The sequence below is a fragment of the Agromyces sp. Y558 genome, from assembly GCF_059445415.1.
Map to the genome: position 1 here is coordinate 1,806,674 of NZ_JCAIUH010000001.1, position 12,825 is coordinate 1,819,498.

17 protein-coding genes are annotated in these 12,825 nt (G+C 68.8%); 9 read left to right on the forward strand and 8 right to left on the reverse strand.

The genetic code is table 11. The features are described from left to right. The first annotated feature begins 11 nt into the window (after positions 1–11). Positions 12–719 (forward strand): NAD-dependent deacylase, encoded by a 708-nt coding sequence (locus AC1C2T_RS08505; protein WP_495362131.1) that lies wholly within the window; start codon positions 12–14, stop codon positions 717–719. A gap of 153 nt (positions 720–872) precedes the next feature. Here the strand turns inward: AC1C2T_RS08505 and AC1C2T_RS08510 are convergent, their stop codons facing one another. Next, positions 873–1,346, reverse strand: coding sequence for an NUDIX hydrolase (locus AC1C2T_RS08510; protein ID WP_495362132.1), 474 nt, complete (start codon positions 1,344–1,346; stop codon positions 873–875). 74 nt (positions 1,347–1,420) lie between these two features. On the opposite strand from AC1C2T_RS08510, the gene AC1C2T_RS08515 reads away from it, so the two are divergent. From AC1C2T_RS08515 to AC1C2T_RS08525, 3 genes are all read left to right on the forward strand, one after another. Next, positions 1,421–2,059: an NAD(P)H-binding protein gene (locus AC1C2T_RS08515; protein WP_495384974.1), complete on the forward strand. Its 639-nt coding sequence runs from the start codon at positions 1,421–1,423 to the stop codon at positions 2,057–2,059. Between the two features lie 388 nt (positions 2,060–2,447). Continuing rightward, entirely contained in the window at positions 2,448–2,681 is a 234-nt protein-coding gene (locus AC1C2T_RS08520; protein WP_495384975.1) for a hypothetical protein, read from the forward strand. Positions 2,682–2,757: 76 nt separating this feature from the next. Next, positions 2,758–3,282 (forward strand): helix-turn-helix domain-containing protein, encoded by a 525-nt coding sequence (locus AC1C2T_RS08525; protein ID WP_495384976.1) that lies wholly within the window; start codon positions 2,758–2,760, stop codon positions 3,280–3,282. On the opposite strand, the gene AC1C2T_RS08530 is transcribed toward AC1C2T_RS08525, so the two are convergent. Both AC1C2T_RS08530 and AC1C2T_RS08535 read right to left on the reverse strand, forming a co-directional pair. Then, on the reverse strand, positions 3,264–3,890 hold the full coding sequence (locus AC1C2T_RS08530) for a ClpP family protease (RefSeq protein ID WP_495362136.1): 627 nt from the start codon (positions 3,888–3,890) through the stop codon (positions 3,264–3,266). The two genes, AC1C2T_RS08525 and AC1C2T_RS08530, sit on opposite strands and share 19 nt — an antisense overlap. Then, complete coding sequence (locus tag AC1C2T_RS08535; protein WP_495384977.1) at positions 3,887–4,528, reverse strand: ClpP family protease; 642 nt, start codon at positions 4,526–4,528, stop codon at positions 3,887–3,889. The genes AC1C2T_RS08530 and AC1C2T_RS08535 overlap by 4 nt, the downstream gene beginning before the upstream one ends. Before the next feature lie 230 nt (positions 4,529–4,758). Between AC1C2T_RS08535 and AC1C2T_RS08540 the strand changes: the two genes are divergently transcribed. Continuing rightward, positions 4,759–5,694 carry a cytochrome b/b6 domain-containing protein gene (locus tag AC1C2T_RS08540; protein ID WP_495385408.1) on the forward strand — a complete coding sequence of 312 codons (936 nt, stop codon included), beginning with the start codon at positions 4,759–4,761 and terminating at the stop codon, positions 5,692–5,694. Between the two features lie 67 nt (positions 5,695–5,761). Here AC1C2T_RS08540 and AC1C2T_RS08545 read toward each other — a convergent pair whose 3' ends face one another. After that, a complete protein-coding gene (locus tag AC1C2T_RS08545) occupies positions 5,762–6,244 on the reverse strand; it encodes a hypothetical protein (protein WP_495362138.1) in 483 nt (160 codons plus the stop codon). A gap of 176 nt (positions 6,245–6,420) precedes the next feature. Between AC1C2T_RS08545 and AC1C2T_RS08550 the strand changes: the two genes are divergently transcribed. Continuing rightward, positions 6,421–6,723 carry a DUF1540 domain-containing protein gene (locus AC1C2T_RS08550; RefSeq protein ID WP_495384978.1) on the forward strand — a complete coding sequence of 101 codons (303 nt, stop codon included), beginning with the start codon at positions 6,421–6,423 and terminating at the stop codon, positions 6,721–6,723. A gap of 166 nt (positions 6,724–6,889) precedes the next feature. On the opposite strand, the gene AC1C2T_RS08555 is transcribed toward AC1C2T_RS08550, so the two are convergent. Further along, a complete protein-coding gene (locus AC1C2T_RS08555; protein ID WP_495362140.1) occupies positions 6,890–7,408 on the reverse strand; it encodes a MarR family winged helix-turn-helix transcriptional regulator in 519 nt (172 codons plus the stop codon). A 101-nt stretch (positions 7,409–7,509) separates the two neighbouring features. Here AC1C2T_RS08555 and AC1C2T_RS08560 point away from each other — a divergent pair, with 101 nt between their 5' ends. Further along, positions 7,510–8,082, forward strand: a complete 573-nt coding sequence (locus AC1C2T_RS08560; protein WP_495362141.1) for an NADPH-dependent F420 reductase — start codon at positions 7,510–7,512, stop codon at positions 8,080–8,082. 5 nt (positions 8,083–8,087) lie between these two features. On the opposite strand, the gene AC1C2T_RS08565 is transcribed toward AC1C2T_RS08560, so the two are convergent. Next, entirely contained in the window at positions 8,088–8,909 is an 822-nt protein-coding gene (locus AC1C2T_RS08565; protein ID WP_495384979.1) for an MBL fold metallo-hydrolase, read from the reverse strand. 78 nt (positions 8,910–8,987) lie between these two features. Between AC1C2T_RS08565 and AC1C2T_RS08570 the strand changes: the two genes are divergently transcribed. Together AC1C2T_RS08570 and AC1C2T_RS08575 are read left to right on the forward strand one after the other, a co-directional pair. Beyond that, positions 8,988–9,716 (forward strand): NUDIX hydrolase, encoded by a 729-nt coding sequence (locus AC1C2T_RS08570; RefSeq protein WP_495384980.1) that lies wholly within the window; start codon positions 8,988–8,990, stop codon positions 9,714–9,716. Positions 9,717–9,737: 21 nt separating this feature from the next. Then, positions 9,738–11,186, forward strand: coding sequence for a phytoene desaturase family protein (locus AC1C2T_RS08575; RefSeq protein WP_495384981.1), 1,449 nt, complete (start codon positions 9,738–9,740; stop codon positions 11,184–11,186). A gap of 69 nt (positions 11,187–11,255) precedes the next feature. Here the strand turns inward: AC1C2T_RS08575 and AC1C2T_RS08580 are convergent, their stop codons facing one another. Further along, the gene (locus AC1C2T_RS08580) at positions 11,256–11,702 is read right to left on the reverse strand and encodes a GntR family transcriptional regulator (protein ID WP_495384982.1); all 447 of its coding nucleotides are present in this window, start codon (positions 11,700–11,702) and stop codon (positions 11,256–11,258) included. Next, entirely contained in the window at positions 11,699–12,634 is a 936-nt protein-coding gene (locus AC1C2T_RS08585) for a hypothetical protein (RefSeq protein ID WP_495384983.1), read from the reverse strand. The genes AC1C2T_RS08580 and AC1C2T_RS08585 overlap by 4 nt, the downstream gene beginning before the upstream one ends. Positions 12,635–12,825 lie beyond the last annotated feature (191 nt).

Genomic DNA, 12,825 nt, shown 5'->3' on the forward strand with positions numbered 1-12,825 from the left:
GTACTGGGTGCATGCGAATCGTGGTGCTCACGGGGGCCGGCATCTCTGCCGAGAGCGGGGTGCCGACCTTCCGCGACGCCGGCGGGCTGTGGGAGAACCACCGCGTCGAGGATGTCGCGACGCCCGAGGCGTTCGACCGCGACCCCGACACCGTGCAGCGGTTCTACGATGCGCGACGGCGCGCGGTCGCGGCGGTCGCTCCGAACCCCGCCCATGACGCGCTCGTACGGCTCGAACAGCGACTCGACGACCGCCTCGGCGACGAGCTGCTCATCGTCACGCAGAACATCGACGACCTGCACGAGCGTGCCGGGTCCCGCCGTGTGGTGCACATGCACGGCGAGCTCGGCTCGACGCTCTGCGCCGCCTGCGGCGGCCGGTCGCCGGTGGCGGCCGACCTCATCGAGTGGTCGCAGTGCCCAGCCTGCGGCGAGCGGATGCTGCGCCCCGATGTCGTCTGGTTCGGCGAGATGCCCTACGAGCTCGACCGTATCGAGCGAGCGCTCGCCGCGTGCGACGTCTTCGCGGCGATCGGCACTTCGGGGGCGGTGTACCCGGCTGCCGGGTTCGTCTCGACGGCCGCCGAGTACGGCGCGCGCACGGTCGAGCTGAACCTCGCGCCGAGCGAGATCACGATGCTGTTCGACGAGGTGCGGCACGGCCCGGCGAGCCTCGTGGTGCCCGAGTGGGTCGACGGGATGCTCGACTCACGGGCGTGACGGGATGCTCGACGCACGGGCGTGACGGGCGGCTCGACGCACGGGCGTGAACGGCGCGAGCGTCGTCGCGTGAGCGTCGGCAACGTCGCCCGCGCCGCTGCCGCTGCTGCCGCCGCCGGCACGGCCATCGACGTCGCCGAGCCGCGCTCGCGTTCAGTCGTGCTCTGCGTCGAGCCGCGCTCGGAGTGCGTCGAGCGCGGGGCGCTGACCTGCGACCAACAGCTCGTGCGCCTCGGTGATGGGCACCCATCGAGCTGCATCGACCTCAGGGAACTCGCGAAGCCGGCCCGACCGTGGCGGCCATTCGAGCTCGAAGGTGTTCGAGGCCACCTCGGCGACCTCGAAGCGCTGAGCCCGGCCGGCGAACACGCGCACGCGCTTGCCTGAGGAATACCGGAAGTCGCCGAGATCGATGACGTCGACGTCGGGCGCTCGCGTACCGATCTCCTCGGCGAACTCCCGCTGCGCCGCCGCGAGCGGCCCTTCATCGTCAGCGTACCCGCCCTTGGGGATCGACCAGGCACCGGCCTGCTTCCGCGCCCAGAACGGCCCTCCCATGTGCGCGATGAACACCTCGAGCCCGGGCGACTCACGGAACAGCAGCAGACCCGCGCTCGTCACCGACATCGTTCACCGCGCGAGCCTTCGCGTGCCGGGGGTAGCGTGGACTGAACGAGCTGAACGAGCTGAAGGAGCTGCACATGGCACGCATCATCATCATCGGGGGCCACGGCAAGGTCGCCCTGAAACTCGAACGGCTGCTCGCCGATCGCGGCGACGTCGTCGACGCGATCATCCGCAACGCCGATCACTCCGCCGACGTCGAGGCGGCCGGAGCGAACCCGGTCGTCGCCGACATCGAGCAGCTCGACGTCGACACGCTCGCCGAACTGCTGCACGGACACGATGCCGTGGTCTGGTCGGCCGGTGCCGGCGGCGGCAGTCCCGAACGCACGTACGCCGTCGATCGCGACGCCGCCATCCGGTCGATGACCGCGGCCGAACGCGCGGGCGTTCGGCGTTACGTGATGGTGTCGTACTTCGAATCGCCCGACCACACGGTGCCCGAGGACAACTCGTTCCACGCCTACGCCGAGGCGAAGGCCGCGGCCGACGAGCACCTCGCGACCACGAAGCTCGACTGGACGATTCTCGGCCCCAGCCGACTGACCGACGGCGACGGCACGGGACGCATCGACACCGAGGCATCCGAGAGCCGTACCGTCGACCGAGCGGATGTCGCAGCGGTCGCGGCCGAAGTGCTGCATCGACCGCACACGGCACACCGCACCATCCGGTTCAACGGCGACGGTACGCCGATCGCCGACGCCTTCGGCTGAGCGGGTGCTGCCGAGCACGGCCTCACGCCGGGTCAGTGCTCGCGTGGCCGGCGGATGAGCGACCAGAGTGCCGCGAGGAGCAGCACCCCGCCGACCGTCAAGAACGTTCCGAGAATCGACCACAGCACTGCATCAATCGTCATCGTGCACCTCCACGTCAGTGGGTTCATTCTGCCCGCGAGCGGGCTCGAGCGCCAGCATTGCAGCGCGTCGCGTTCAGCCGAGCATGATCGAGTTGCGGTCGTTCGGGCTCACCCGCACGGTGAAGAGCGCCCGCGGCTGCCAGCGGCGTAGCTCAGTTCGATGAACGAATTCGGCGTCACGTCAAGCTCTTGACGGATGCCGCGGACCCCGCTCACGCTGGATGCATCCCTACCGCGGAGGCATCATGACCGATCCACGAGATACGACGCAACGACACGAAGCTCGGGGCATCGTCGACACCAGTGCCAACGACCTCGACGCCGAGCAGCGCAACGCGGCCGACGACACGGAGACGGCCGAATCAGACGCCGCCCGGAACGGAGCACCGCAGGGTGACGACCCGAACGACCTCGATGCCGACAACGCCGTCGAGGCCGACACGATCGAGACGGTCGATCCCGCCAACCCGCCGGCGTGACCGAGCAGGGTCGATGCGTTCTGCTCTGAGCGGATCGGCCTGACGGCGAGCGGATGCCGCGGCTAACCTCGGGGTCATGGGCAAGGTCGTCGAGTTCACACGGGCCACTGACCGACGCGCCTCGGAGCCGAGTGCTCCGAGGCCGAACGCAGCGAAGCCGCTGTGGCGACACGCGCTCGGCGAGGTGCTGCGCGGCGAACGGCTCGGCCAGGAGCGGATCCTGACGGAGGTCGCAGCGACTGCCGGTGTCTCGCCGCAGTACCTCTCCGAGATCGAGCGCGGACGTAAGGAGCCCTCGTCGGAGGTGCTCGGCTCGGTCGCCGAGTCGCTCGGGCTCGAACTCGTCGACGTCGTGCAGCGCGTCGGCTCGTCGCTCGCCGAGCGTCAGGAGGCCGAGCGACGCGAAGCCGAGCGGCGCGAACTACTGCGAGTCGAGGCGTCGTTCGCGTTCCGGGCCGACGCGGTCGACGGAGTCGACCTGGTCGAGAGGGTCGAGAGGGTCGACCCGGTCGGCGCGGCTGGGGAGCATCCGCTGGCCGTCGTCCTGCCCAGCGGGCTGCACGCGCCCGCCGGACCGGGCGTCTACCTGCTCGCCGCGTAACCTCGCGACGCCGCCACCTCGACCTGCGTCGTCAGCACGTGATCGGCGAGCCCGTATTCGACGGCAGCGCTCGCAGGCAGGATGAGATCGCGGTCGGTGTCGTGCCGGAGGGTCACCGCGTCACGGCCGGTGTCAGCCGCGAGGGCCGCCTCGAGCTCGGCGCGCACGCGCACCACCTCGTCGGCGTGCAGGATGAGGTCGGGGATCGTGCCGCGCCCCTGCGTCGACGGCTGGTGCAGCACCACCCGGCCGTGCGGCAGGATCGCCCGCTGCCCCTTCGTGCCGCCGGCGAGCAACACGGCCGCCGGACCGACGGCCTGGCCGACGCACGTCGTCGCGACATTCGGGCGGATGTGCTGCATCGTGTCGTACACCGCGAGCGCAGCGCCGGGCGAGCCGCCGGGGGAGTTCAGGTACAGGCTGATGGGCGTCTCGCTCGACTCCGAGGCGAGATGCAGGAACTGTGCGATGAGCACGTTCGCCACCCCATCGTCGATCTCGGTGCCGAGATAGACGATGCGGTCCGAGAGCAAGCGGCTGTAGACGTCGAGCGAACGCTCGCTGTTGCCGCGCTTCTCGACGACGTAGGGGATCGTGTAGCTGCTCATGCCGGCACTCGCAATCCGGTCTGCGCCTGCAGTCCGACCTGGGGATCGCGTCCCTGTGGGAACATCTCGCCGAAGCCGTCGGCGATGCGGTCGATGAAGCCGTAGTCGACGGCCTCGGTGGCGGTGTACCAGCGGTCGCGCAAGGAGTCCTCGGCGATGCGCTCGATCGGCTGGCCGGTGTTCTCGGCTGTGATGCCGAGCACCGTGTCACGGGTGTAGCGCAGGTCGTCGGCCTGCAGCTCGACGTCGACGGCCGTGCCGCCGATGCCGGCCGAGCCCTGGTGCATCAGGATGCGTGCGTGCGGCAGTGCGAACCGCTTGCCCTTCGTGCCGGCGCTCAGGAGGAACTGCCCCGCGCTCGCCGCGATGCCGACGGCGATCGTCGACACGTCGTTCGGGATCGACCGCATGAGGTCGGCGATCGCGAGCATGGCGGAGACCGAGCCGCCGGGCGAATTGATCCAGAAGCGGATGTCGCGGCGCTGGTCATCGGCCGCGAGCGTGACGAGCTGCGCGCAGAGCCGGTTGCCGACCTGCTGGTCGAGGCTGTCGCCGAGCACGATGATGCGCTCGTGGAAGAGGCGCTTCGTGAGTTCGGCGTCGATCGACTGGATCGGTGGGGATTCGTTGTCGCTCATGCTTCCAGCGTGCGCGCGGGCCGTCGGCCGTGGGGCGGATGCCGCTGAGAGCAGTGCTGCCGTGAGCGGTACTGCCGAGGGCAGTGCTGCTGACAGCAGCACAGTTGTCGGCACGGTTTGCGGGCAGAACGGCCGTGCGGGCAGTGGGCATGCCGCGGCATCCGTGACTCTTCGGCTCTGGCGCTCGGCGTGCGCACGCGCCGTCGTGTCAAAATGTGTCGGTGACCCGTCTGAGCGACCCGACCCCGCATCACGCGACCCGTCGGCGCAGTCGGTGGCTTCCGTTCGTGTGGGCGGTACTCGTCGGGTTCGCATTGCTCGCCGCCGTCGTGCTCTTCGCGATCTGGTTGCGCGCCCAGCCGTCGGTGCAGGAGTTCATCACGCGGTATCCGGGCACGACTCCGCTGCCCGAGGATGCGCCCGTCGGCATTCCGGCGTGGCTCGGGTGGCAGCACTTCCTCAACGGGTTCTTCCTCGTGCTGCTCGTGCGTTCCGGTCTGCTGCTGCGCAAGGGCGGCCGGCCGCCGGCCAGGTGGGTGCGGAACAACGAGGGCCTGGTGCGCACCAAGACCCCGCCGTGGAGGATCGGCATCTACCTCTGGCTGCACTACGTGGTCGACGCGCTCTGGGTGCTCAACGGCATCGTCTTCATCGTGTTGCTCTTCGTGACTGGGCAATGGATGCGCATCGTGCCGACGAGCGCCGACATCTGGCCGAACGCCGTGTCGGCGGGGCTGCAGTACGCCTCGCTCGACTGGCCGATCGAGCACGCGTGGGTGAACTACAACAGCTTGCAGCTGCTCAGTTACTTCGCGATCGTGTTCGTGGTGGCTCCGCTCGCCGTGATCACGGGCCTGCGCCTCTCGTCGGTGTGGCCGCAGCGGGCCGAACGCCTGAATCGCGTCTATCCCGCGTCGCTCGCGCGTGCGCTGCACTACCCCGTGATGCTCGTGTTCGTGGCGTTCGTCATCGTGCACGTCACGCTCGTCTTCGCCACCGGCGCCCTGCGCAACCTCGACGCGATGTACGCGAGCCGCGATGACGCATCGTGGGCGGGCTTCTGGATCTTCGCCGCGTCGCTCGTGGTGCTCGTGGCCGGCTGGTTCGCCGTGCGCCCCGCCGTGCTGAAGCCGATCGCGGGCCGCATGGGCACCGTCTCGCGGTGAGCTGGGTGAGCTGAGTCGAGCCGAGCCGCGGTTGCTCTGGCAGGCGGGTGTCAGGGCATGTGCTGAGTTACGACGCGCGGCGCGTCAGGTGCATGTGCCAGTTCGGCGGCTGCCAATTCGCACCCCCGTCGAGCGAGAACGACTGCTGCCAGTGCGGATGCTCGGGGTCGCTCGTCAGCCACTCGAAGCGTTCGCGCGCGGGCGCGCCGCGGAGTTCGAAGTCGGCCTCGAACACACCATGCCCGTCGGTGAACCGACCTTCGACGGGGGTGTCGAGTATTCCGGGGAACCGCGTCGAGCTCCACCAGATGCGCCAGAGGTCGGCGCCCGGTTCGTACAGGCGCAGCGTGAACCCCTCGAACGCACCGCCGTCGGGCGCTTCGGGCACGGTCATGCGGTCGACGTGACCGAAGCCGTCGAGGATCGGGTACACCTCGGCCGTCGCATCGAACTCGACCCATTCGGTGCAGTCGGGATCGGTGACGTCGCGGAGCTTGCGGTTGCGCACGTGCCACTCGCCGTAGAGGAATTCGAAGTCGTCGGATGCCATGGAGGCAGCCTCCCGCACCCCTCCGACATTCGGGCCCGGCTGCTGGATAGGTAAGCCTCGCCTCAGAAGAAAGTGGCGATGATCTGCGGAAACTTGTCCCGGAGACGCTGTGCGGCCGACACGCGCGGGCGTACTATCGCCCCAACGAACAGCCGCGCACCGCACTGGAGGTCACCATGAGCATGACGCTCGACGAACTGCCCGCCGTTGCCGAATGCTCGGTGGCCGGATGTTCCTACAACGACCACTCCCACTGCCACGCGGCCGCGGTCACGATCGGCGGCTCCGTCGGCGATGCCGAGTGCGCCACGTTCATCCCGCTCGGAAAGAAGGGCGGACTCGACAAGGTCGTGACGCACGTCGGGGCCTGCCAGCGGTCGGAGTGCATCCACAACTCGAAGCTCGAGTGCACCGCGGCATCCGTTCGCATCGGGCCCGGGAGCGACGACGCCGACTGCCTCACCTACGAACCGCGCTGAGCGCGCGTTCCCGAGTGCACATCGTCACTACCCCTCCGACCGCCCCCACCGCGCGCGCCCATCGCGCCCGTCGTCCCGCCGCTCGTCGAGAGTGCGCCAACTGTCGTTTTCGGCGCCGGATTCCGACATCTAGCGCACTCTCGATGTGCGGGTAGACCGAATCGGGTCAGTTGACGGGGGTGACGGGGCCCTCGCTGAACTGGCATGAGGTCGCAGCGAGCCGCCCGTCGGGGTCGAGTCGTGCGAGCACGGCGCCGGCGATGTCGTAGAGCTGCTCGAGCTGCTCGGGTGCGAGCGCGTCGAGCACCTTCGTTCGCACGGTCGCGACGTGGCCCGGGGCGGCTTCGGCGATCAGTGCGAGACCCGCATCGGTGATCTTGGCGTTCGTCGCCCGACGGTCTTCGGGGCAGGGGAAGCGCTCGATGAGTCCGCGCTCCTCGAGACGGCGGGCGACATGGGAGAGGCGGGGGAGCGTCGCGTTCGTGCTGGACGCGAGTACGGTCATGCGCATGGTGCGCGTCGGTGCCGACGCGAGCGCCATGAGTGCGCCGTATTCGAAGTGCGTGAGTCCGACATCGCGCAGCAGTTGCGCATCGAGGGCGCCGGGGAGCAGCTCGGCGAGCGCCACGAGGCGCACCCACGCGGCGGATTCTTCGGGGTCGAGCCACCGCGTCTCATCCGTCATATCCGCGAGTCTACCTCATTGGTTGACGCGACAACTGATTCCGCGTATGGTGATGGTTGTCGGGACAAGTAATCGCGTCGAACGGCGCTGAGAGGATCAACATGACGACCGTCAGCATCATCGGAAACGGCAACATGGGTACGGCCATCGGAGGCATCGTGGCCGCTGGCGGAAACACCGTCGAGTACGTCGGCCGCGACACAGTCGAGCCGATCACCGGCGACATCGTGGTGCTCGCTGTGCCGCACCCCGCCCTCGCCGAGATCGTGGCCGCACGCGGCGCCGAACTCGCCGGCAAGATCGTCGTCGACATCACGAACCCGCTCGACTTCGAGACCTTCGACGGTCTCGTCGTTCCCGCCGACGGTTCAGCCGCGAACGAGCTCGCCGCAGCCCTGCCCGACTCGAAGGTGCTCAAGGCCTTCAACACGAACTTCGCCGCCACCCTGGCCGCGAAGACCATCGGTTCGAACCCCACCACCGTGCTCATCGCCGGCGATGACGACGACGCGAAGCGAGCACTCGCCGACATCGTGCGTGCGGGCGGCGTGGTCGCGGTCGACGCGGGCCGCCTCTCGCGGGCACGCGAGCTCGAGTCCATCGGCTTCTTGCAGCTCACCCTCGCCGTGCAGGAGAAGGTCGGCTGGAACGCGGGACTCGCACTCGTCGCCTGATCAGGTCAGGCGAGCGGTTGCTGCCGCAGGTAGGCCAATTGCGCTCGAACGGATGCCTCGGCTGCGCTTCGCACCGAGGCATCCGTGTCGGCGTAGACGACGTCGGTGACAGCGCCGACCGAGGCGTCCGAGCCGATCGCGCGCAGGGCGTTCCGCACTTGCTCGAGGCGCTCGGCGCGGTGGGCGAGGTAGGCGTCGCAGATCGCCGCGAGGTCGGGCAGCGCAGGTCCGTGACCGGGCAGCACGCCCACCGGACCCGGCGTGCCGGCGCCGCGCAGCCGTACGAGCGAGTCGAGGTAGGGGCCGAGGGCGCCGTCGGGATCGGCGATGATCGTCGTGCCGCGGCCGAGGATCGTGTCGCCTGTGAGCACGGTTCCGGATGATCCCGCAGTCGCACCCGCGATCGTGTCGGCGGCAAGGGCGAAGCACACCGAGTCCGCCGTGTGGCCGGGGGTCGCGATCACCTCGATCTCGAGTCCGGCGGCGTGGATGCGTTCGCCGTCGGCCAGCGGCGCCCCGCCGATGCAGAGGGCCGGGTCGATCGCGCGCACCGGGGCATCCGTCAGCGCATGGAACGCTTCGAGCGACTCGGAGTGATCGGCATGGTGGTGCGTGACGAGCACGAGCTCGACCGGGCCGGCGCTCGCGAGCGCCGCGAGATGCGCGGCATCGGCAGGGCCCGGGTCGACCACGACGACGCCCGCCGAACCTGGCGCTCGCAACACGTAGGAGTTGGTGCCGTCGAGGGTCATCGGCCCGGCGTTGGGCGCGAGCACGAGCCGTGCGAACGTCGACACGCGCTCGCCGGGGCCGGTGTCCTGATCCATCCGGGCAGTGTATCCCGCGGCTCGGCGGGAGAGTGAGCGACCGGTGCGCCTGAGCAATCCGCGGCCTAGTCTGAGGGCATGGACAGCGATCTCGAATCCTTGACCGACCCGGCCACCACCGGGTCCGCTGCAACCGTCGTGCTGCTGCGTGACGGCGAGCGCGGGCTCGAGGTGCTCCTCGCCGAGCGGCCACGCGATCGAGGTTCGTTCGCCGGTGCGTGGGTCTTCCCGGGTGGCGCAGTCGACGACACGGATGCGGCGGGGGGCTCTCTCGACGGAATCGACGCCGCTCGCCGCGCCGCCGTGCGCGAGACGCGTGAAGAGGTCGGCCTCGTGCTCGACCCCGCCGAGCTCGTGCCGTTCTCGCACTGGACACCGCCGAAGGGCTCACCCAAGCAGCTCACCACGACGTTCTTCGCCGTGCGGGTGCCCGACGGCGAATTGCGGCTCGCACCCGATGAGGTCGCCGCCGCCGAATGGCTGCGCCCGATCGACGCGCTCGATCGCCACACCGCCGGATCGATGACGCTCTGGCCGCCCACCTACGTGACCCTGCACGGACTGGCGCACGCGGCATCCGTCGACGAAGCGCTTGCCGAACTGCGCAGCGGTGAGGTGCGGCCCTACGTCGCGAAGATCGCGCACGGCGGATCGACGATCCTCTGGCAGGAGGACGACGAGTACGCCGACGAGCAGAAGCACCGCGATCGCGAGCCGGCCGTGCCCGACGACGCTCCTGATGCCGAGGGCAACCGGCACCGACTCATGATGGACCGTCTGCCGTGGGTCTACCTCAATTCGTTCTGATCCCATGATCGACGTGAGCGCATGATCGACGTCACCGTCGTCGGCAGTGGGCCCAACGGGCTCGTCGCCGCAGTGCTCGCCGCCCGCGCCGGGCTCTCGGTGCGCGTGCTCGAGGCTGCGCCGACGGTCGGCGGCGGGCTGCGCACAGCGGAGCTCACGCTGCCCGGGTTCCTGCACGACGTGTGTTCGGCGGTGCATCCTGCCGCCCTCGCCTCGCCGGTGTTCAAGAAGCTCGGCCTGCTCGATCGCATCGAATGGATCGTGCCCGAGCTGTCCTACGCGCACCCGCTCGACGGGGGCCGCGCAGGGCTCGCTTGGCGCGACCTCGACCGCACCGTCGATGGCCTGGGCGTCGACGGCCGGGCATGGCGGCAACTGATCGCCCCGCTCCTCGCGCGGAGCCGCGGGGTCGTCGACTTCACCGGCTCGCAGCTGCTGCGTGTGCCACGGGACCCGATCGCCGCCGTGCGATTCGGGTTGCGCGCCCTCGAGCAGGGCAGCCCCGCCTGGAACACGCGCTTCCGCGACGACGTGGCACCCGCGCTCTTCACGGGCGCCGTAGCGCATGCCGCGGGCGGCATGCCCTCACTCGCCTCGGCGGGCGCGGGGCTGCTGCTCGCAATGCACGGGCACGGGGTCGGCTGGGGCCTGCCGGTCGGCGGCTCGCAGACGATCGCGGATGCGCTCGCCGACGAGCTCCGAGAGCGCGGCGGCGAGATCGTGACGGATGCCGCGGTGACCTCGCTGTCCGAGGTGGCGGGCTCCCGCGCGGTGCTGCTCGACACCTCGCCCGAGCTGCTCTTCACCGCCGACCTCCCTGCGCGGTACGCGCGCGCCCTGCGCCGCTACCGCTACGGATCGGGGGTCGCGAAGGTCGACTTCGCGCTCAGCAGCCCGGTGCCGTGGGCGAATGCCGAGGTCGGGCTGGCGCCGACGGTGCACCTCGGCGGCAGCAGGGCCGAGATCGCCGCCGCCGAGAACGCGGTGTCGCGGGGGTTGCAGCCCGGGGTGCCGGCCGGTGGTGGGGGAAGCGGGGCGCCGCGGCATCCGTATGTGCTGGTCACCCAGCCGACGGTCGCGGACCCGAGCCGTGCGCCGGCGGGCAAGCATGTGCTCTGGGCGTACACGCACGTGCCGGCGGGCTCGACACTCGACGCGACCGAACTCGTGACCGCCGAGGTCGAGCGGTTCGCGCCCGGATTCCGTGACGTCGTGCTCGCCTCTGCCGCGAGCTCGGCGGCGGAGATCGGGCGGTACAACGCGAACTACCTCGGCGGCGACATCTACGCAGGCGAGCTCTCGTTCGCGCAACTCGTGAAACGGCCGGTCGTCTCGACCGCGCCGTGGCGCACGCCGGTCGACGGCGTGTACCTCTGCTCGAGCGCGACACCGCCCGGGCCCGCCGTGCACGGTATGAACGGCTGGTTCGCCGCGAAGCTCGCGCTGCGAGAGCGCTTCGGCATTCGCTGACGCGTCTGTGGGTTGAGCTTGCCGAAACCTCCACGGTGGGCGGGTATCGACGGACTCAACCCGTGACTTTCAGGTCGCGTTGGCGGGAATCTGCTCGCCGCTGGCGGCGACGTCGCTCCGAGGTTGGAGCTCCATCGGGCTTGCGAGTGAAACGCTGCGATTGGCTGTGAGTGCAGCTGTGGCGAAGTTGATCGCGTCAGCGGGGGATACCCCAAGGCTCTGCATCGTTTCGGCGTATTCGCGCGCCGCCTCCATGGCCTGCGTTTTTGAACTGTCACTTCCGGCTGCCACGAAGGTGCCCGCTCGGCCCCGGGTATGGACGAATCTCGCTTCCTCGAGTTCTTTGTAGGCCCGCGCGACCGTATTTGGTGCCAGGTGCAGATCCGCGGCCAGAGCGCGCACTGTCGGCAAACGAGTGCCAGGCATCAGAGCGCCCGAGTTGATCATTGAGATCAGCTGCACTCGTACCTGGTCGAAGGGCGGTGTTGCTGAGGAGGCGTCCACACTGATGATCACCGGGCACTGTTTCCAATCAACTCCGGGTGAAGTCGACGGAATGCATACGTGCGAGTGCGTGGGTGAAGTGTTACGCCGATCACAGCGATCAAAGCCGTTGTCCCAACAATATTGAACGCCGACGCGCTTGCTATGGCCGGCGGCTGGGCGGGCGACAGCGCGAGTGCGACCTCCCCGAATCCGAAGAATAGACCGAATAGGCCTAGCAACCACGTCGCCGAAGCGAGATCTCGGACAGCCGACGAACGAAGTGCGTCATCCCACGCCAACGTGACTTCTGAGTCCTGCCGCTGGGGGGAGCGGGCAATGAGGCGAGAGCCAGCCTCGAATGCGATGAGCGAGACGACGGCCAGCGCGGTAACAATGGCGGCCACGCTGAAGGAGGCTGGAAATACAGCGAGCTCGACTTGCCAAAGCAGGGGTGAGAGGGCGAGTATCGCCAACACTGCGACGGACAGCGCCACTGTGACTCGAGTTGTGATGCCGGCCCACGCCGGAAGGTAGTCCAGCATTTCGCGGTGACGCACGTTTGCAACTCGAACGGTGGAAGAAGTGATTGACAGAGCTCCGATGCAGGACGCGATTGAGCGCCCAACCACCGCGCTCACTGCGTACGAGCCAAGCAGAAAGAGAGTGGCTGGTTGAGCTCGATCGGCGCCGACGAGGTAGACGAAAAAGGTGGCAGCTGCAAGTCCGATGATCCCTCCTAACACCGCTCCCGAGACCCGTCTGTGCTCGCTGATCATCAGCCCCGAGGTGATCGAAGCCGGCACTTCCACGTCGATATGCCGGACGAACCAATTTGTTAGCTGTCGGCGGACGGGGCGCAATTGGACCGCGACAAGCGCAACTATCGACAGCGCAACGAGCACTGCTGCCGCGAGCCAGGTCGAGGGCAGGACGTGTGCAATCATGTCGCTGATGACATCCACAGTGCGCCTCCTTTGTGTATGACGAATGTATCAAGGGTGCAATACATTAAGCAATACACAACTGATGGAGAGCGCCTTCGCTTCAATAGCTCTGAGACCTTCAGGGGTGTGAAGAACGACCGATTGTGAAGCAACCGGTGAAGCTACGCCGGGAGTACTCGCAAAAGCGGGCTCAACCCGCAGCTGTGGAA